Below are 19907 nucleotides of genomic sequence, written 5' to 3' on the forward strand. Positions count from 1 at the left end.
TTCCTCATCATATTCCAAGAATGGAATATGATGCTCTGATTTATCGCCAGGCAGGCACCCAAATGTGCAGCTGCCAGAACAGGAACGGCGTCTGTGATCCGGTCCAGAGCGGGTAGAAGAAAATACTCACCAGGGTCGCCACCACGAGGAAGACCACCGTCACCATGGCGCCGCTCTTCCGCCGGTCGGGGTCGGCGGAGTCCCGGCCGAGGATGATCCCGATCACCAACGTGAGCCCGAGCAGGAGGTACGGCTCAAAGGCGATCGTGTAGAACTGAAAGACCGTGCGGTTCAGGTACAGCAGCCAGGGGAGATAACCGGCCGCGACTCCCATCAGAATGAGCCCGACACGCCATTCGCGATACCGGGCCAGGCGATACACGAGATAGCCCAGCGCAATGGTCGCCGCCCACCAGATCAGTGGATTCGCTACGGACGTGATCGCCTCGGAGCAGGTGTCGACGTGGCATCCGTTCTCGCCGAGCGACGAGCCCTGGTAGAACATGCTGGTCGGGCGGATCATCAGGAGCCAGGTGAGTGGATTGGCCTGGTAAGGGTGCGGGGTCTCCAAGCCGACGTGATAGTTGTACGCGGCGACCTGGTAGTGCCAGAAACTCTGCACCACGTGCGGCACCCATTCGAACGGCCCTGTCCAGGCGACACCGGGTGAGTTCGCCCAGCCGCGATAGAACCCGCCCTGGGTGACGAACCAGCCGGTCCAGGAGACGAGAAAGGTGAAGACCGCAACGGGCACCATCAGCAGGAACGTGGCAGGCGCCTGCTTGAGCAGGGCTGCGCTCAGCCAGAACGGGATACCAGCACGCCGTCTCGCCAGCGCGTCCACCACCACAAGATAAATCCCGAACGCGGCCAGGAAGTAGACCCCTGACCACTTCACCGAACTGGCGAGTCCGAAGGCCAGGCCGGCCGCAAGCAGCCAGGGTCGCCACCAGAGTGTGGGCCCCCAGGTCGGATCGTGCTCATTGTCACGGCGTTCAGCCATCCACGCGGCCAGGCGGCTGGAATGCCAACCCCGGTCGAGCAGCACGGCGCCGAAGCCGAGCAGGGCGAAGAACATGACGTAGTTGTCGAGCAACGCGACGCGCGACATCACGATGGCGTGGCCGTCGATCGCCATCAGGAACCCGGCGATGGTGGCCAGCAACGTCGATCCGAACAGTTTCTTCGCGATCACCATGAGCAGCACCACGGCCAGGATGCCGATGAGTGCCGTGACGATGCGCCACCCCCAGCTGCTGTCTGCACCGAAGACCGCCATGCCGAGGGCGATCAGCCATTTGCCGAGCGGGGGGTGGACGACAAACGACGGATCGCTGCTGAACCCGTTGGTTCTGCCCGCCTCGAAGTCGGGATTCGGGTCGTCCGGCCACGCAGACTCGTAGCCGTTGTTGAACAGCGTCCAGGCATCCTTCACATAGAAGGTCTCGTCGAACACAAGCTGGTGCGGCGACCCGAGGTTCCAGAGGCGGAGCATCGCGGCCAGGACGGTGACGGCGATGGGCCCTGCCCAGCGGAACCATCGGGTTGTTGCGAGCACCTGACCATCGTAGTGATGGCTGAGCCCCCGAAGCCGTCTGGTAGTAGAGACTGGACAGATGATCATCCTGGCCGCGACCCCGATCGGAAACCTCGGCGACGCATCCGCCCGCCTCGTGGACGCGCTCGGCACGGCAACCGTCATTGCCGCCGAAGACACCAGGGTCACCGTGCACCTGCTCAAAGCGCTCGGCATCGACAACCGCCCGAAGCTCATCAGCCTGCACGACCACAATGAACGCGACAAGGCTGCCGAACTCGTCGAACTGGCGCGGGACACCGACGTACTGGTGCTCAGTGACGCCGGGATGCCAACCGTTTCTGATCCCGGGTTCCACCTGGTGGATGCCGCGGCCCAGGCGGGTGTCGTCGTCACGGCACTGCCCGGTCCGTCGGCGGTGCTCACGGCGCTCGCCGTGTCCGGACTGCCCACAGACAGATTCACCTTCGAGGGTTTCCTTCCTCGGAAGCCCGGCGATCGCCGGAGCGCCCTTCGCGCTCTGGCCTCAGAGGGACGCACCATGGTGTTCTTCGAGTCGCCGGCCAGGCTGGCTTCGTCACTGGCGGATGTCGCGGCGGCCCTCGGCTCGGATCGCCGGGTTGTGGTGTGCCGCGAGCTGACCAAGTTCTATGAAGAGGTCAAACGCGGTACTGCCGCCGAACTCGCCGAGTGGGCCGCCGGCGGCGTCAAAGGCGAGATCTGCCTGGTTGTTGCCGGTGCAGAGGCTCGGGTGATGGACCTGGCGACAGGAGTCGCGGAAGTGCAGGCACTCGTCGCCGCCGGCACCAGGCTGAAGGATGCCGCAGCGGAGGTCTCGGCCGCCAGCGGGCTCGGCAAGCGCGACCTCTACGAGGCGGCACTCACCCGAAAGTAGCGGCCGGAATACCTGAGCTACTCTCACCGTTAACCCGATTAACGTGCGGGTCGGAGGTGTGACGTGGCGCTTGCGGTGAGGTTTGAACTGTACGGGGGTCCGGAGGTCCTCGAGCTCGTCGATATCCCACGACCGCAGGCAGGAGCCGGCGAAGTGGTCGTCGAGGTGATGTCCGCAGGACTGAACCCCGTCGATTCCGGCATTCGGGAAGGCCAGTTCAAAGTTGAACGGCCTGCCGCCTTCCCTGCTGGGCAGGGGAGTGACTTCGCCGGTTTCGTTGTCGACGTGGGCAGCACAGTCACTGGATGGAACGTGAATGACGCCGTCTTCGGCCACGCGTTTCGGTCGGCCCAGGCCACCTTCGTCGCCGTGCCGGCCGGTAACGTCATTCGCCGTCCGGACGGCCTGTCGTGGGAGATTGCCGGCAGCCTGCACTTGGCCGCCTCACTGGCGTGGGACGCCGTGCAGGGCGCGAACGCCGCCCCCGGTCGCACGATTCTCGTGCACGCGGCCGCCGGTGGTGTCGGCATGATCGCCGCGCAGTTGGCGAGGCTTCGCGGGGCGAGGGTGATCGGCACCGCGAGCCCGAGCAGCTTCGACTACCTGCGGCAGCGCGACATCATCCCCGTCGAATACGGGCCTGGCCTCGAAGAACGACTCGCGGACATTGCCCCTGGCGGCATCGACGCAGAACTCGAACACTTCGGTGCAGGCGCCATCGATATCGCCGATTCTGTCGAACCGACGGAGACCGCGGTCGTAGAGAGAATCGCGACACTGGTTGCGCAGCACCAGATCGTCGTTCCGATCGCCGCGATCTACCCGCTGGCGCAGGTTCAGGATGCCTACCGGGAGCTGGAGGCCGGTCACGCCCACGGGAAGATCGTGCTCAGCATGGTTCCCGTCGAATATGCCAGGCAGCGAGTTCTAGGGATCTACATGCGGGAGACAGAAGCGACCATGGACGACCCGAGCCACCAGGCCGGGCCACCGGCGCACGAGGTGCTGCCGCCGGTGGTGGGACACCTGCCGCACCGGATGGAACCGCGCAAACCGGGCGAATCGCGCGCACCAGACGCCGAGCTCCCAACGGGCGCCGAGCCGACGTCGTAACGGCGGCCGCGACGTAACCGGGCCTGAGGCATCCGTCGCCCCTAATAAGATGGCCTGTATGTCCGACGGCTCCTCCTTCTACGTCACCACGCCGATTTTCTACGTGAATGATGTCCCGCACATCGGGCACGCATACACGGAAGTGGCTGCCGACGTCCTCGCGCGGTGGCACCGGCAATCGGGTGAGCACGCCTGGCTGCTCACCGGAACCGACGAGCACGGCCAGAAGATCCTGCGCACCGCGATCGCCAACGGCACCACCCCGAAGGAATGGGCCGACCGCCTGGTCGAGACGGCGTGGAAGCCGCTGCTCGAGACGGTGAACATCGCCAACGACGATTTCATCCGCACCACGGACCCGCGCCACGAGGTCAATGCTGCGAAGTTCCTGCAGCACCTGCACGATTCAGGGCACATCTATACCGGCGAGTACGAGGGCTACTACTGCGTCGGCTGCGAGGAATACAAGCAGCAGGGTGACCTCGTCGATGGCACAGGCGAGTTTGAGGGCCAGCTGGTCTGCGCCATCCACTCCAAGCCCGTTGAGCTGCTGCACGAGAAAAACTACTTCTTTCGCACCAGCGCGTTCGCCGAGCAGCTGCTCGCGTTGTACGAGTCGAACCCCGACTTCGTGCAGCCGGAGTCGGCCCGCAACGAGGTCGTCTCCTGGGTGAAGAACGGACTGGCCGACCTGTCGATCTCGCGCTCGAGCTTCGACTGGGGCATCAAAGTCCCGTGGGACGAAAGCCACGTGGTCTACGTCTGGTTCGACGCCCTGCTCAACTACATCACCGCAGCCGGCTACGGGCACGACGACGAGAAGTTCGCGCGTCTCTGGCCGGCGACCCACATCGTGGGCAAAGACATCCTGCGTTTCCACGCCGTCATCTGGCCGGCGATGCTGATGGCCGCCGGCATCGACGTGCCCAAGCAGGTCTTCGGGCACGGCTGGCTGCTGGTCGGCGGCGAGAAGATGTCGAAATCGAAGCTCACCGGCATCGCGCCGAGCCAGATCACCGACACGTTCGGTTCAGACGCCTTCCGTTACTATTTCATGCGCGCCATCAGCTTCGGCCAGGACGGCTCATTCTCCTGGGAAGACCTGTCTGCCCGCTACCAGTCTGAACTGGCCAACGGTTTCGGAAATCTGGCCTCCCGCGTCATCGCCATGGTGGTGCGTTACTGCGACGGCGTCATCCCGTCGCCTGGTTCGTTCGAGGCGGCAGACGAGGCCATCGCCGCGACCTCGAAACGGGTGACGGATGCCGCGGGCGAGTCCATCGACCGGCTCGCGATCCACGAGGCGATCGCCACGGTGTGGGAGCTGGTCGACGAGCTGAACGGCTACATCACCAGCCAGGAACCGTGGGGGCTGGCCAAGGACCCAGCACGCCGTCTGCGTCTGGAAACCGTACTCTTCACCGCCGTGCGCGGACTCGGCACGCTGGCTGTGCTGCTCTCGCCTGTGGTTCCGGAGGCCGCCGCGAAGCTGTGGACGGCGCTCGACGGCACGGGGCTGGTCGGCGACGCCCGCATTGACCGTGCCTGGGAATGGACCGGCGGACCGAAGGTCGCCCCGCTCGAAGCGTTGTTCCCCCGCATCGAGGCGACGGTTGGCTAGCGAAGCCCACCCACGGGCGCGGGAGCAGACCTCGGGTCGCGACCTGAGCTACCCGCCCCTGCCCGAACCGCTCATCGTCGGGGTGTACGACAATCACACCCACTTAGAGATCTCCGACGGCGACAATCCGCTCGACTACCGGGAACACCTCGACCGCGCATCGAGCGTCGGCGTGCGCGGAGTCATCCAGGTCGGCGGCGACCTGGAGACGTCGCGCTGGTCGGCCGAGACCGCTGCGGCAGAGCCACGGTTGCTCGCCGCGGTCGCGATCCACCCCAACGAAGCACCGGTGTATGAAGCCGCTGGAACGCTCGACGACGCCCTGGCCGAGATCGCCGAGCTGGCGGGCCGGCCGCGCGTGGTCGCCGTGGGGGAGACCGGGCTCGACTTCTTCCGCACGCCGGAAGAGGGGCGTGCGGCCCAGTTCCGCTCCTTCGAGGCGCATATCGAGATCGCCAAGGAGAACGGGCTCGCGCTGCAGATCCACGATCGCGACGCCCATTTCGACGTCATCCGCACGCTGCTGCGGGTCGGTGCCCCTGAGCGCACCGTGTTCCACTGCTATTCGGGCGATGCCGAGATGGCGAGGGTGTGCGCAGACAACGGCTGGTACCTCTCCTTCGCCGGCAACGTCACCTTCAAGAATGCCGACAACCTGCGCGCCGCACTGGCCGTGGCGCCCCGGCGCCTGCTTCTTGCTGAGACGGACGCTCCCTTCCTCACTCCCATGCCGTACCGGGGCCGGCCGAACGCGCCCTACCTGCTGCCGCACACCATCCGTGCGATGGCCGCTTACCTCGAAACGGATACCACGGTGCTGGCCGCGCAGATCAGCTCGAACACCGAACTCGTCTACGGCCGTTGGGACGCAGAGCCGGTCACCGCGCCACACGAGCTCCACAACGGCGCGGAACCCTCGCACGGAGACCTGGCATGAGCGACGATCTCTCGAGGGCGGCGGGACCGGATGCTGAGCACACAGCTGAGCACGGGCGTCACGCCGCGCCGCCGGCAAAGGCTCCGAGCGCCCTGCTCGGTCCGGCTGAAGTACGTGACCTCGCCGAAATGCTGGGCGTCAACCCGACCAAGAAGCTCGGCCAGAACTTCGTCATCGACGCCAACACGGTGCGTCGTATCGTCAAGACCGCAGGGGTTCAGGCCGGCGAGACCGTCGTGGAGGTCGGTCCGGGTCTCGGTTCCCTGACCCTCGGACTCACCGAAGCCGGAGCCACCGTCGTCGCCGTTGAGATCGACGGACGGCTGGCCGAGCAGTTGCCGCTGACCGTCGAGCTCATGCAGCCCGGCGCGCCGCTGACCGTTGTCACCGCCGATGCGCTCCGAATTGCACAGTTGCCTGGGGACCCGTCCCGGCTGGTCGCCAACCTGCCGTACAACGTGTCAGTGCCCGTGCTGCTGCATCTGCTTGAACACTTCGCGTCCATTCGCGCCGGCCTCATCATGGTGCAGGCGGAGGTGGGGGAGCGCCTCGCAGCGCCACCGGGCTCGAAGGTCTACGGGAGCCCGAGCGTCAAGTCAGCCTGGTACGGCGACTTCCGGGTCGCCGGCAAGGTGAGCAGACAGGTGTTCTGGCCGGTGCCGAACGTCGACTCGATCCTGATCGGATTCGAGCGACGCGGCGAGCAGCTCGAATCCGAGGAGCTGCGCCTGGCCACTTTTGCACTCGTCGACGCCGCCTTCCAGCAGCGCCGCAAGATGCTGCGGCAGGCGCTTTCAGAGGTTCTCGGCGACTCGGCCACGGCAACCGTCCTCATGAGCGAGGCCGGCATCGACCCGACCCTGCGCGGTGAACAGCTCACGGTGCACGACTTCCTGGCCGTCGCCCGCGTCTGGCAGCGTCGCTGACTCTCCACTGGCGGGCATGCGATGTGGCTAATTCAGGAGATCTCGTACCCGCGCTTCCGGCCGCCGCACTGGTCCGCAGGCTGCCGGCCGTCGCCAGCGGAATCTCCTGAGTTAGCCACGGCGGTCACACCTTCCCACTGGCGTCCGCAGGGTCGGCGTCTGCTGAACTGGGGCTGCAGAGCTAGCGTCTGCAGAGCCGGCGGCCACCGAAACCGGGTACCCGTCAGGAGCGGGGGGCGCGCTGGACTAGGTTAGAAACATGACCATCGCGGCCACCTCCCAGGGAGTGCGCGCGAGAGCGCCGGGGAAGATCAACGTCTTCCTCAAGGTCGGCCAAGTCATGGAAGACGGGTATCACGACGTCGCCACGGCCTACCAGGCGGTGTCTCTCACAGAGGATGTTCGGGCCTACCCTGCCGACGATTTCTCGGTCGCATTCACCGGCACCATCGACACGTCGGACCTTGCCACCGACGGCAGCAACCTCGCGATCAAGGCGGCCAGGGCGCTCGCCAGGTCGGCCGGATACCGCGGCGGAGTGCATCTCGAGATCGACAAGCATGTTCCGATCGCGGGCGGCATGGGCGGCGGTTCGGCGGATGCCGCTGCCACCCTGCTGGCGTGCGACGCGCTCTGGGGGCTCGAGGCCTCGAAGGAGGAGCTGCTCGCGCTCGCCGCGAAACTGGGCGCGGACGTCCCTTTCGCGCTCGTCGGCGGCACCGCCATCGGCACCGGGCGCGGTGACCAGCTCAGCCCCGCCCTGGCGAAAGGCGCCTTCCATTGGGTGCTCGCACTGGCCGAGTTCGGCATGTCGACGCCCGACGTCTATCGTGAGCTCGACCGGCACCGCGACCGTCATGCCCAAGACATCTTCCCTGCCCAGCACCAGCCGACCGTCGATGCGAATGTGCTTCACGCGCTGCGCGCCGGAGACCCGTTGATGCTCGCCGAATCGCTCCACAATGACCTGCAAGCTCCCGCGCTGCATCTCGCGCCCGGCCTCGGCAAGGTTCTGCAGCTTGGTGAGAGGAACGGCGCGCTTGCCGGCCTCTTGTCCGGCTCGGGTCCGACGGTGGCCTTCCTGGTTCCGGATGCCGACAGCGGGATGGAACTGCAGGTCGCGTTGTCGGCGTCCCGGCTCACGGCGGTGCGCGCGACTGGCCCGGTGCACGGCGCCCGTCTCATCCACGACTAGCTGCCAGACGGAGCGCACAGGCTGGGCCGGTAAGCTCGGCTCAATGGCACACCTGCTCGGGGCTGAGTCCCTGCACCTCGAATTTCCCACCCGCGTCATCTTCGACAGCGTCACCGCCGGCCTCAACGAGGGCGACCGCGTCGGCGTCGTCGGGCGCAACGGCGACGGCAAGTCCACCCTCCTCAACCTCCTCGCCGGGCGGCTGGAGCCCGATTCCGGGCGCGTCACCCGCCGCCGCGGCGTGACCATCGGCATCCTCGACCAGGCAGACGACCTGGTGCAGGGCGTCACGGTCGGCAAGGCCATCGTTGGCGGCATCGACGAGCACGTGTGGGCAGGCGACGCGAAGGTCCGAGACGTGATCGGCGGGCTCGTCCGCGACATCCCCTGGGACGCATTTGTCGACGACCTGTCCGGTGGCCAGCGCCGCCGGGTGGCCCTCGCGGCGGTTCTCGTCGGCGACCACGACGTCATCTTCCTCGACGAGCCCACCAACCACCTCGACGTCGAAGGCATCTCCTGGCTCGCCGGTCACCTCAAGACCCGCTGGGCCCCAAACTCCGGCGGCCTTGTGGTCGTGACGCACGACCGGTGGTTCCTCGACGAGGTCTGCAACGCCACCTGGGAAGTGCACGACCGCATCCTCGAGCCGTTCGAGGGCGGATACGCCGCCTACATCCTGCAGCGTGTTGAACGCGACCGGATGGCATCCGTTTCTGAATCCAAACGGCAGAACCTGATGAAGAAGGAACTCGCCTGGCTCCGTCGTGGCGCCCCTGCCCGCACCGCCAAGCCCAAGTTCCGCATGGACGCGGCGTACGAACTGATCGAGAATGAGCCGCCGCCCCGCGACACCGTCTCGATGCAGTCGATGGCGATGCAGCGACTCGGCAAGGACGTCGTCGATCTCCTTGACGTGACTGTGCGCTTCCCATCCGCTCGCCCAGGCGAGCCTGAGAAGACGGTCTTGAACGACATCACCTGGCGCATCGCGCCGGGGGAGCGCACCGGCATCCTCGGTGTCAATGGCGCAGGCAAGTCCACCCTGCTGAATCTGGTCGCCGGCACGCTGCAGCCCACCAGCGGCAAGGTCAAGCGCGGCAAGACCATCAAGGTCGCCGTGCTCACCCAGCAGCTGTTCGAGCTGGAGCACATCCAGAACGACAGGGTCAGCGAAGTCATCGGGCGGCAGAAGTCGTCGTACGCTGTTGCAGGCAAGGAGATCACCCCCGGGCAGATGCTCGAGCGGATGGGGTTCATGAGCGCACAGCTCCAGACCCAGGTCAAAGACCTCTCCGGCGGGCAGAAGCGGCGTTTGCAACTGTTGCTGATCGTGCTCGACGAGCCGAACGTGCTGATCCTCGACGAGCCCACAAACGACCTCGACACCGACATGCTCGCCGCGATGGAAGACCTCCTCGACTCCTTCCCCGGCACGCTCCTCGTCGTCTCGCACGACCGGTACCTGATCGAGCGGGTCACCGACAACCAATATGCGGTGACGGATGGCGCGTTCCGCCACCTCCCCGGCGGCGTCGACCAGTACCTCGACCTCAGGAAAGGTTCCGGTTCAGGCGGTGCCACCGGATCGCCGACGGAATCCTCTGCTGCGGCAGGAGCATCAGGGCGCGCGCCGGCAAAACCCGCTATCGGGGGAGCAGACCTCCGGAACGCGCAGAAGGAGATCGCCTCCACCGAGCGGAAGCTCGCGAAACGCCAGTCAGAGATCGCCGCGCTGCACGAGAAGATCGCTGTTCACGACCAGTCCGACTACACCGGGCTCGGCACTCTCACGGCACAGTTGCAGGAGCTCGACGCATCCGTCACCTCGCTGGAAACGCGTTGGCTCGAACTTTCTGAGCTGCTGGCCGGCTAAGCCCGCAGAAGCTGTGACGGAGTGTGACGGACGACGCCACCGGTCGCAGTTTCTGGCGCTAATCTAATCTTTGTGCCTGGCGGAGTTGCGGCACAGACCCCCACCAGAACGTGTGTGGATTCTCTGTGCCCGCTCGCCTGAACTCAGCTCCCTGGGCCCAACTTGCCACAGCGAACCTCGCAGGCGTCCACAGCGAAAGGGACCCCACACCATGAACAAGACTCTGCCAGTCAAACACCGCATACTCGCCGCACTCGCGGTCGTACCACTCGTCGCAGCCTTCGCAGGCTGCGCCGCTACCGCCGGTGGCGATGACGTCGTCAAGATCGGAGTCGTCGGCGCGAGCGACCCGTACTGGGCTGACTACACCGAGGCAGCCGAGGCGGAGGGCATCTCCGTGGAGATCGTCGACTTCGCCGACTACGCCCAGCCGAACCCGGCGCTGACCGAGGGCGAGATCGACCTCAACCAGTTCCAGCACATTGTCTACCTGGCCGACTACAACGTGTCGAGCAAACAAGACCTCACGCCCATCGGCGCGACGGCTATCTATCCGCTCGGTCTGTACTCGTCGAAATACGAAGACGTCTCCGACATCAAGAAGGGTGACACTGTCGCGGTGCCGAACGACGCCAGCAACCTGGCGCGCGCCCTGCTCGTGTTGCAGTCAGCCAAGCTCATCGAGCTGAAGGACGGCGGCAGTATCTTCTCCAACCTCGACGACATCGACACCGATAAGTCCAAGGTGAAGGTGACCGCGCTCGAAGCTTCCTTCACAGCGACCTCGCTTCCAGACGTCGCCGCCGCGATCATCAACAACGACTTCGTGGAAAAGGCCGGCCTGAAGTTCGAGGACGCCATCGCCCAGGACGACCCGTCTGACGCGAACGCCTTGCCGTACGTGAACATCTTCGCGGCCAGGGCTGAAGACAAGGACAACGAGACCTACCAGAAGCTCGTCGAGATCTACCAGGAGTCTAAGAAGGTGCAGCGGGGAGTTCTCGACGTCTCCGGCGGCTCAGCGGTCCTGCTGAAGACCCCCGTTGCCGACCTCGAGAAGTCGTTGGCGACGGTCGAGGAAGACACCGCAGCGCAGAAGTAGCGGCGCAGAAGTAGAGCGGAACAACAGCTCGCCAGTGCGGACAAATCGTCGGTCTGCCACGCGCAAACCGACGATTTGGCCGCACTCGTGTTGCGTTGCCAACGTAAGGAATCACCTATGCCAGTTGTCAGTTTGCGCGATGTCTCGAAGGTCTACCCGCCGACGAGCAAGGGCGGCGAGCCCGTCGTCGCGATCGACGGCGTCAGCCTCGATGTCGAAGCGGGCGACGTGTACGGCATCATCGGCTATTCGGGGGCCGGCAAGAGCACCCTCGTGCGGCTGGTCAACGCGCTCGAGCGATCGACCTCTGGCGAGATCTTCGTCAACGACCGCAACATTGCGGGCCTGCCGGAACGTGAGCTGCGCGGCATCCGTCTGGGAATCGGAATGATCTTCCAGCAGTTCAACCTGCTGAATTCCCGCACCGTCGCCCGGAACATTGCCTACCCGCTCGAAGTCGCCGGCATGCCGAAGGCTGAACGCGCGGCGCGCGTCGAGGAACTACTCGCTTTCGTCGGTCTCTCCGACAAGGCAGGTGCCTTCCCCGACCAGCTCTCCGGCGGCCAGAAGCAGCGGGTCGGCATCGCGCGTGCCCTGGCCACCCAGCCGAGCATCCTCCTCGCCGATGAGGCGACCAGCGCCCTCGACCCCGAGACCACGCACGAGGTGCTCGACCTGCTGAAGCGTGTGAACCGGGAGTTCGGCGTGACCATCATCGTGATCACCCATGAGATGGACGTCATCCAGACCATCGCGACCAAGGTCGCCGTGATGGACCAGGGCCAGGTCATCGAACGCGGCGACGTTTTCGACGTGTTCTCGAATCCGCAGCACGCGGCATCCGCCCGCTTCGTGTCGACGGTGGTGAAGGGGGTTCCCTCTCCCGCTGAACTGGCGGTGCTCCAGGAACGGCACAGCGGGCGCATCGTCACCGTGTCGTTCCGTGACAGCGAGGTCGATCAGAGCGCCGTTTTCGGCGAGTTCACGCGGGAGGGCGTGTCGTTCGAAGTCGTCTATGGCGGCATCAACGAGATCCAGGGTCGCCCCTTCGGTCACCTGACCCTGTCGTTGAAAGCGGATGACGTGGCGGTGGATGCCGCGCTGGCGCGGGTTCGAACACTCACGAACGTGACGGAGGCCAGCTGATGGATGCCCTCATCGAGCTGCTGCCGGAACTCTGGACAGCCAGCGTGGAGACGCTGTATATCGTTGCGCTGACGCTGTTCTTCGGCGGACTCGGTGGTCTCGCGGTCGGTCTGGGGCTCTATCTCACGCGGGCAGGCAGCATCCTGGAGAACCGACCAGTATTTTTGGTGCTCAACGTTCTGGTGAACTTCGTGCGTCCGATTCCGTTCATCATCTTCCTGGCAGCGGCCCAGCCGCTCGCACGGCTTGTGGTTGGAACCGCACTGGGAAATTCCGCGATCATCTTCACCATCTCGTTGGCGGCGGCCTTCGGTATGGGGCGGATCGTGGAGCAGAACCTGCTCACCGTCACTCCGGGAGTGATCGAAGCGGCTCGCTCTGTGGGTGCAGGCCCGATTCGGATCATCTTCACGGTGTTGCTGCCAGAGGCGCTCGGACCCCTGATCCTGGGCTATACCTTCATTTTCGTGGCGCTCGTCGACATGTCTGCGGTGGCCGGATATGTCGGCGGCGGCGGGCTCGGAAACTTCGCGCTGCAATACGGGTACCGGCAGTTCAACCCGATCGTGACCTGGGCCGCGGTGCTGCTGATCATCGTGCTGGTGCAGCTGATGCAGTTCCTCGGCAACTGGCTGGCACGCAAGGCACTGCGCCGCTAGCGAGCACTGCGCCGTGAGCGAGCACCGCGCGGTGAGTACACCGCGCGCTCAGTCGAAGTCGAGGGAGAGCTTGCGCAGCAGGCCGGCCAGGCGTTCTTGATCGCCGGCGGAGAGGCCGTGCAATAGGGTGGCCTCTGCGTCGACGAGGCGAGCGATGGCGGCGTCGACTCTGGCCAGGCCCGCCGATGTCATTCCCACCAGGATGCCGCGACCGTCGTGCGGGTCGGTGCGCCGGGTGACGAGACCCCGCTCGACGAGCCGGTCGATGCGGTTGGTCATGGTGCCACTGGAGACGAGCGTCTGCAGCAGCAGCGCCTTCGGGCTCAGCTCATACGGTGTTCCTGCTCGCCTGAGTGCGGACAGCACGTCGAACTCCCAAGACTCCAGCTCCGAGCGGGAGAAGGCTGTGCGCCTGGCCCGGTCGAGGTGCTTCGACAGCCGCGCAACGCGCGAGAGCACCTGCAGCGGCGCGAAGTCGAGGTCGGGGCGTTCACGCAGCCACGCGTGAACGATTCGGTCGACTTCGTCACTGGCGGGCATCCATCTATTATCCCGCGACATCGGTGACAGTCGTTCCGGGCCGTTCGACGGAGATATTGCCGATTTCGGCTCCAAACGGCGCGAATGACCCACTCTTCGCGAGAATCTCCGTCGAATGGTCGCGGGACGCGAAAAGAGCACGCGCTCACATCTGGCAGACTTGAGGGCGGCGCCGGTCCTTGGCCGGCGCGATCCGCCGTAGTGTAACGGCAGCACGGCAACCTTTGGAGTTGTCCGGTCCAGGTTCGAATCCTGGCGGCGGAGCGGGCACTGTTCGACGTCGCCCGCTCGATAATCGCCCGTTCGACAATCCTGAGGAGATCATGACCGACTCGCGTCTGGCAATCGTCGTCCTGGCCGCCGGCCAGGGCACCCGCATGAAGTCGAATCTTCCGAAACTCCTGCATCCGCTTGCCGGTTTGCCCGTCGTCAGCCACGTGCTGGCGACCGCGAAGGCGCTGGGCGCCGCGCACGTGATCACCGTGGTGCGTTTTGACCGCGACCGCCTCGCCGCCGTCGTTGCAGAAGACCTCCCCGAGAGCGCCATCGTCGACCAGGACGAGATTCCGGGAACCGGCCGTGCCGTCGAACAGGCCGTTGCGGCCCTCCCGGCGGATTTCGACGGCGACGTGCTCGTCGTCAACGGTGATGTTCCGCTGCTTGACGCCGACACCCTCATCTCGTTCATCGCTGCGCATCGCGCGAGTGCGGCATCCGCGACGGTGCTGAGCGCGGTCCCGGATGACGCCACTGGCTACGGCCGCATCATCCGCTCAGAAGACGGCGCGTTCGACCGCATCGTTGAGCAGAAAGACGCGACGGATGCCGAACTGGCGGTCGCCGAGATCAACGCCGGCGTGTACCTGTTCGGCCTGGCCGCACTGCGAGACCAGCTCGCACAGCTGACCACCGACAACGCCCAGGGTGAGAAGTACCTCACCGATGTGATCGGGTTGCTGCGGCGGGCCGGTTCGGAGGTCACTGCTGTTCCCGTCGCGGAGGCGTGGCTGGTCGCCGGCATCAACGACCGCGCCCAGTTGGGTGAGGCGGCGGCAAAGCTCAACGCGCTGATTGTGCGTGGCTGGCAGCTGGCCGGCGTCACCGTGCAAGACCCGGCAACCACCTGGATCGACCTCAGGGCGAAGCTCGCCGCCGATGTCACCCTGCTTCCCGGCACGCAGATCCTTGGCTCGACGGTGGTCGAGACCGGCGCGGTGATCGGCCCGGACACGACGCTCACCGACTGTGAGATCGGGTCGAGTGCCGTTGTGAAGCGCACCGACGCGACCCTCGCGGTGATCGGCGCCGAGGCATCCGTCGGCCCGTTCTCCTACCTTCGGCCCGGCACCTATCTCGGTGCCGACGGCAAGATCGGCGCGTTCGTGGAGACGAAGAACGCGAAGATCGGGGCAGGCAGCAAGGTGCCGCACCTCAGCTACGTCGGCGATGCAACCGTCGGTGTCGAATCGAACATCGGTGCTGGCACGATCTTCGCGAACTACGACGGGGTGAACAAGCACAGTTCCGAGATCGGGTCATATGTGCGCACCGGCTCGCACAACGTCTTCGTTGCTCCGATTAGAATTGGTGACGGAGCCTATACGGGTGCAGGCGCGGTCGTTCGGAAGGACGTCCCGTCTGGGTCGCTGGCGATCAACGTGGCTCCACAGCGCAACATGGACGGCTGGGTTCAGGCCAACCGCCCCGGAACCGATGCGGCAAAGGCCGCGGTCGAGAGCGGAGAATAGGTGTCTGGTATCAAGACGACCGGCGAAAAGCGACTTGTACTGATTTCGGGGCGTGCGCACCCGCAGCTGGCACTCGATATCGCCGATGAGCTTGGTTCCGAACTCGTACCGACCGACTCGCGCACGTTCGCGAACGGTGAGATCTATGCCCGCTTCGACGAGAGCGTGCGCGGAAGTGACGCGTTCGTCATCCAGTCGCACACGTCGCCGATCAACGAGTGGCTGATGGAACAGCTGATCATGGTGGATGCCCTCAAGCGGGCGTCGGCCAAGCGCATCACCGTGGTCGCACCGTTCTACCCATACGCCAGGCAAGACAAGAAGGGTCGCGGCCGCGAGCCGATCTCAGCGCGCCTTGTCGCCGACCTGTTCAGGGTCGCGGGCGCGGACCGCATCATGTCGGTCGACCTGCACGCCGCGCAGATCCAGGGTTTCTTCGACGGGCCCGTCGACCACCTGTTTGCGATGCCGGTGCTGCTCGAGCATGTGCGCGAGCAACTTGACGCGTCGACGCTGACGGTGGTTTCACCGGATATGGGGCGCGTGCGCGTCGCCGACATCTGGAGTGACAAGCTCGGTGCGCCGCTGGCGATCATCCACAAGCGTCGCGACCCGCTGGTGCCGAACCAGGTGTCGGTTCACGAGATCGTTGGCCAGGTCGAAGGGCGTGTTTGCCTGCTGGTGGACGACATGATCGACTCCGGCCGCACGATCGTCAAGGCTGCTGAAGCACTCAAGGCCGCCGGTGCGCTCAGCGTGGTCGTCGCCGCGACGCACGCGGTGTTCAGTGAGCCCGCCATTGAGCTGCTGCAGAATGAGGCGATTTCCTCCGTCGTTGTCACCGACACGCTGCCCGTGCCTGAAGACAAGCGTTTCCCGACGCTGACGGTGCTGCCGATCGCCCCGCTGCTGGCCCGCGCCATCCGTGCCGTATTCGAAGACGACTCGGTGACGTCGATGTTCGACGGTGCAGCGTAGCGGGAGTTTCCCGGCATCCGACAGGTCTGAATGCTGTTTATGCTGGTCAGATAGGGTTTCGAGGGGTACTGCCCTGCTGTGCGTGGCCACGAACTCGAATGAGTGCCTCCCGGCGATTCGATAACTGAAGCTTCATGAGAATACTGCTCACGTGGTTTCGCACGGTTATCCGCGAAATGAACAAGAGGTCAGCGATCTCCTGATTGCTGAGACCGTCGCCCAGATGTGCGAGAACCTCCTTCTCTCGGGCGGTGAGCTCCGGAAAGTCGTCAGATGGCGTTCTCTGGTGCGCGGCCAGATGATCGAGCATCCGTGAGGCCACACCGGCTCCGAATACGGCATGACCGGTTGCCACCGCCCTCACGACCGTCAAAAGTTGCTCGGGCGGTGAGCCCTTGACCACGTACCCGCTCGCCCCGGCCTTGAGCGCCGCGAACACGCTCTCGTCGTCGTCCGACATGGTCAACATGACAATCCGCGAGCGCACCCCTCGCGCGGTGAGCTCCGCGGCAGCCGCGACGCCGTCGAGCACCGGCATGTTGATGTCCATGAGAACGACATCGGGGTTCAACTCAGTTGCAATCCGGACAGCGGATGCGCCGTCAGCGGCTTCACCGACCACCGTGATGCCAGGCTCGTGCGCGAGTGTGAAGCGCAAACCATCGCGAAACAACTCGTGATCGTCTGCGAGCAGCAGCGTGAGATCCTTCCCAGTCACGGGAGCCGGCCCTCTGGCGACCCGTGCAGGGGAAGGGTTGCCGTCACTGTTGTACCGTGTTTGTCGGACTTGAGGGTCAGCCCACCCCCGAGTTCCTCCGCGCGTTCGCGCATCCCGATAGTGCCAACCCCTCGAATGGCGAGGCCATCTATTCCGCTACCGACATCTTCCACTTTCAACACCAGGTATCCGGCAGCCACCGATATGGACAGCTCAGCCAAGCGGGTGCCGGCATGTCGCGCAACGTTGGTGAGCGCCTCGACAGCGATGCGATATGCGGCCACTTCGACGGCTGCGGACAGTGTCGGCAATACGGTTGCGGTGATTCGCAGTTCGAGTCCCAGCCCCTCTGCCGTTCGTCTCAATGCTGCCTCCAGCCCCAACTCGTCCAACACCGTCGGGCGTAGGTTCTTCGCCAGATACCGGACACTGTTCAACGCCTCCTGAGCAGTCTGCTCGAGTTGGCCCAATCGCCGTTCGACCGTCTGCGGGTCGGTGGATACGATTCGGCGGAGCGTTCCGAGTTGCATCGAGATGCTGGCCATCGTGGGTCCGAGCTCGTCGTGCAGGTCGCGAGACAGTGCTCGGCGCTCCTCCTCCCGACCGCCCACCACCCGGTTGCGGCTGGCTATGACCGCCTCTGCCAGGAGCATTGTCCGAACGGCCATCCCGCCGTGCTGGCCGAGCGCGGCGAGCAATGTCTCATCCCGACGCCGCAGTGTTCGGCCCGCTCCGGCAGCAGCGGCAACCGTGCCTATTTGCTGACCCTGAGAGATGAGCGGCGCGTGGATCTCGAGCGCGCCCGGCGGCCGTACACCGGAGGTGGCGTCTGCCCCGTCCAGCTCGACTCGCGCCCAAGGCACCCTCAGCGAAGCGACAATCGTCGATGCGAGCTCGTCCAGCAGCTCGTGCAGCGTTGTCGCGCTGTGTGTTCGGTCGACGAGTCGCCGCACGGCTTCGTATGGCTTGTTGCGGTCACCATAGAGCAGGCGATCCACGAGCAGTTGAAGCCAGCCGCGGAGGGGCAGGGCAGCGACTGCGACAAGGGCGGCGATGATTCCGACGCCAAATGGCGGCAACTCCTGGCTGGATACTGCCGCCACGGTGACGGCGAGCGCATATGCGCCGGCGATGATGACGGTGAGCACCGCGAAGAGCACGGCGTGATGCACCACGATGTCTACACCGGCAAGGCGCCGGCGCAATACCGCTGTGGTCACGACCACGGCGAAAAAGATGCCTGCTCCGATGTCGAGAACTTCGGCAACCCCCGGCCACAGTGCACGGCCGATCACCAGCAGCAACACAAAAACCGTGGCGGCAAGAAGAACGGACGCGATGCGCGTGCGCTCCTCACCCTTCGCCCGCCACAGCCGGAATGCGAACGCGAGTGGGCACAACAGCAACGGCAGCTGGAGGATGAGCGGTTCCAATACGGTGAGCGGACCAACCAAACCCTCCGGCAGCACGCCGACCGGGTTCTGCACGCGGTGCACGGACTGGGGAAGGTCGGACTCCGGTGCCACGGCGGGGCCGCCGACGAGCGTCCAGGCCAGCACGGTGGCAAGCTGCAGTGCGCACACGACCCAGGTGACAGGCTTCCAGCCTTTCGACGGGAGCCGCCCATCCGGCAACAGTATGAGGGTCAGGAAAGTGAGAGGAACGAGGACCGCAGCGAACCGGTCCGCGAACCAGGCCGCCCAGTCTAGGCCATCGTTGATTCCAGCACCGGCGGCGAAGGCCAACCACCCGCTTGAGGCGCCCGCGCCGGCAAAGACGAGGGCGGAGGCGAGAATCAGCCAACCCACGGGGATCCGTGGTCGTCCGGAGGCGATCAACACGCCAGGAACCGCCCACACGACGCCGATGATCAATGACTTCCATGGCACCTCGGCGGTCGCGCTGGTCGAAGCGAATATGGCCGCGACGCAGGTGAGCGCGAGGATCGTCGCGCCCGCACTCCAGGCCAGCAGTGGTCCCGCACCCGCCAGCACCACCACAATGCGTCGCATGGTTACAGTATGGCCATCCGCCCGTCGGTCGGAAAGGTCGACAGGCGAATGCCGGGCTGGCAGTGGGATCCGGTCAGCCTTGGACATGCGGTCGCTCACCGCGCCACACAGAAGCAGGCATCCGAATCAGATCGATGCCGAGCCAGACCCAGGCGGCGATGAGCAAGATGTGTGGTTCTAAGGGCCCGACCGCCGGGAGCAGGAAGTCCCAGAGGAGGAAAACGACCAGGAGGATGATCGGAGTTCGCGAGAACGCGCGACTCTTCCAGCAGGCGATGCTCAGCAGGACGAGTCCGACAAACGATCCGAGCAGGTGCGGCGCCAGTGAGATCAGCAGGCCGCTCGCATCGGCCGCGAGTCCGTCGTTCAACCTCACCGCAGCTTCCGGGCCAATCGAGCGTGTCGCCGTCGACACCGTGAGATACCCGAAGCTGAGGATGTTCTGGAACCCCCACATGCCCCAGAGGAAGAGAGGAGCGGCGACGGCGGTGATTACCGGGGCACGCCATCGGGTCACTTGGGCCATGGCCAGCAATCCGATCGGTGCGAACAGCATGCTTACCACGTAGACGAGTTGTTCGGTTTGGGCGAGGCCGGGGTTGTCGGCACCCCAACGGATGTAGTCGACGTACTCCATATCGCCTGCCAGGATCTGGGAAAGGTAGGCAGGCAAGCCGTTCAGGATCCCTGCGAGCGCCAGGCTCACACCGGCGACGATTCGCACGGTGCCGGACAACGGAGGCGTGGTTCTTGCCTCAAGGGATGCGGATTGGACTGTAGTCATCTCGGAGCGTCCTTTCGAAGGGAATTGCTGATCCTTCGATGATGCTGCTCGCGCAAGGCTGGACGTATGGTGCATCCGACCTATTTCTGGCCGGCTGGCGGCGGCCCGATCGCCAGTATG

Annotated in this window: 17 protein-coding genes and 1 tRNA gene; 13 read left to right on the top strand and 5 right to left on the bottom strand. The window is 65.2% G+C overall.

All coding sequences use genetic code 11. The annotated features are described in order from the left end of the window. Window positions 1–40: 40 nt before the first annotated feature. Window positions 41–1558, bottom strand: a complete 1518-nt coding sequence (locus K323_RS27040; RefSeq protein ID WP_022886612.1) for a dolichyl-phosphate-mannose--protein mannosyltransferase — start codon at window positions 1556–1558, stop codon at window positions 41–43. 58 nt (window positions 1559–1616) lie between these two features. Here K323_RS27040 and rsmI point away from each other — a divergent pair, with 58 nt between their 5' ends. From rsmI to K323_RS0117815, 10 genes are all read left to right on the top strand, one after another. Next, window positions 1617–2432 carry a 16S rRNA (cytidine(1402)-2'-O)-methyltransferase gene (gene rsmI, locus K323_RS0117770; protein WP_022886613.1) on the top strand — a complete coding sequence of 272 codons (816 nt, stop codon included), beginning with the start codon at window positions 1617–1619 and terminating at the stop codon, window positions 2430–2432. A gap of 63 nt (window positions 2433–2495) precedes the next feature. Next, window positions 2496–3545 carry an NADP-dependent oxidoreductase gene (locus tag K323_RS27045; RefSeq protein WP_022886614.1) on the top strand — a complete coding sequence of 350 codons (1050 nt, stop codon included), beginning with the start codon at window positions 2496–2498 and terminating at the stop codon, window positions 3543–3545. 58 nt (window positions 3546–3603) lie between these two features. After that, the gene (gene metG, locus K323_RS0117780) at window positions 3604–5166 is read left to right on the top strand and encodes a methionine--tRNA ligase (RefSeq protein ID WP_022886615.1); all 1563 of its coding nucleotides are present in this window, start codon (window positions 3604–3606) and stop codon (window positions 5164–5166) included. Then, on the top strand, window positions 5159–6103 hold the full coding sequence (locus tag K323_RS0117785; protein WP_022886616.1) for a TatD family hydrolase: 945 nt from the start codon (window positions 5159–5161) through the stop codon (window positions 6101–6103). Before metG ends, K323_RS0117785 begins: the two co-directional genes overlap by 8 nt. A 128-nt stretch (window positions 6104–6231) precedes the next feature. Next, on the top strand, window positions 6232–7029 hold the full coding sequence (gene rsmA / locus K323_RS0117790) for a 16S rRNA (adenine(1518)-N(6)/adenine(1519)-N(6))-dimethyltransferase RsmA (RefSeq protein ID WP_051147424.1): 798 nt from the start codon (window positions 6232–6234) through the stop codon (window positions 7027–7029). A gap of 259 nt (window positions 7030–7288) precedes the next feature. Beyond that, entirely contained in the window at window positions 7289–8224 is a 936-nt protein-coding gene (locus tag K323_RS0117795; protein WP_022886618.1) for a 4-(cytidine 5'-diphospho)-2-C-methyl-D-erythritol kinase, read from the top strand. 43 nt (window positions 8225–8267) lie between these two features. Then, on the top strand, window positions 8268–10100 hold the full coding sequence (locus K323_RS0117800; RefSeq protein ID WP_022886619.1) for an ABC-F family ATP-binding cassette domain-containing protein: 1833 nt from the start codon (window positions 8268–8270) through the stop codon (window positions 10098–10100). A 211-nt stretch (window positions 10101–10311) separates the two neighbouring features. Next, window positions 10312–11202: a MetQ/NlpA family ABC transporter substrate-binding protein gene (locus K323_RS0117805; RefSeq protein WP_022886620.1), complete on the top strand. Its 891-nt coding sequence runs from the start codon at window positions 10312–10314 to the stop codon at window positions 11200–11202. A 117-nt stretch (window positions 11203–11319) separates the two neighbouring features. After that, window positions 11320–12348 carry a methionine ABC transporter ATP-binding protein gene (locus K323_RS0117810; protein ID WP_022886621.1) on the top strand — a complete coding sequence of 343 codons (1029 nt, stop codon included), beginning with the start codon at window positions 11320–11322 and terminating at the stop codon, window positions 12346–12348. Then, window positions 12348–13007 (top strand): methionine ABC transporter permease, encoded by a 660-nt coding sequence (locus K323_RS0117815; protein ID WP_022886622.1) that lies wholly within the window; start codon window positions 12348–12350, stop codon window positions 13005–13007. The genes K323_RS0117810 and K323_RS0117815 overlap by 1 nt, the downstream gene beginning before the upstream one ends. 48 nt (window positions 13008–13055) lie before the next feature. Here the strand turns inward: K323_RS0117815 and K323_RS0117820 are convergent, their stop codons facing one another. Further along, on the bottom strand, window positions 13056–13547 hold the full coding sequence (locus tag K323_RS0117820) for a MarR family winged helix-turn-helix transcriptional regulator (RefSeq protein ID WP_022886623.1): 492 nt from the start codon (window positions 13545–13547) through the stop codon (window positions 13056–13058). A 192-nt stretch (window positions 13548–13739) separates the two neighbouring features. On the opposite strand from K323_RS0117820, the gene K323_RS0117825 reads away from it, so the two are divergent. The 3 genes from K323_RS0117825 (at window position 13740) to K323_RS0117835 (ending at window position 16273) form a co-directional block, all read left to right on the top strand. Continuing rightward, a tRNA-Gln gene (locus tag K323_RS0117825) sits at window positions 13740–13811 on the top strand. 59 nt (window positions 13812–13870) lie between these two features. Further along, the gene (glmU, locus tag K323_RS0117830) at window positions 13871–15295 is read left to right on the top strand and encodes a bifunctional UDP-N-acetylglucosamine diphosphorylase/glucosamine-1-phosphate N-acetyltransferase GlmU (RefSeq protein ID WP_026851799.1); all 1425 of its coding nucleotides are present in this window, start codon (window positions 13871–13873) and stop codon (window positions 15293–15295) included. Next, a complete protein-coding gene (locus K323_RS0117835) occupies window positions 15296–16273 on the top strand; it encodes a ribose-phosphate diphosphokinase (RefSeq protein WP_022886624.1) in 978 nt (325 codons plus the stop codon). A gap of 46 nt (window positions 16274–16319) precedes the next feature. Here the strand turns inward: K323_RS0117835 and K323_RS0117840 are convergent, their stop codons facing one another. The 3 genes from K323_RS0117840 to K323_RS0117850 form a co-directional block, all read right to left on the bottom strand. Further along, window positions 16320–16991, bottom strand: coding sequence for a response regulator (locus K323_RS0117840; protein WP_022886625.1), 672 nt, complete (start codon window positions 16989–16991; stop codon window positions 16320–16322). Continuing rightward, window positions 16988–19003 (bottom strand): sensor histidine kinase, encoded by a 2016-nt coding sequence (locus tag K323_RS27050; RefSeq protein WP_022886626.1) that lies wholly within the window; start codon window positions 19001–19003, stop codon window positions 16988–16990. Before K323_RS27050 ends, K323_RS0117840 begins: the two co-directional genes overlap by 4 nt. Before the next feature lie 73 nt (window positions 19004–19076). Further along, window positions 19077–19787 (bottom strand): hypothetical protein, encoded by a 711-nt coding sequence (locus K323_RS0117850; RefSeq protein ID WP_022886627.1) that lies wholly within the window; start codon window positions 19785–19787, stop codon window positions 19077–19079. Window positions 19788–19907 lie beyond the last annotated feature (120 nt).

This window comes from Glaciibacter superstes DSM 21135 (assembly GCF_000421145.1).
In the GTDB taxonomy this organism is placed as follows: Bacteria; Actinomycetota; Actinomycetes; order Actinomycetales; family Microbacteriaceae; genus Cryobacterium; species Cryobacterium superstes.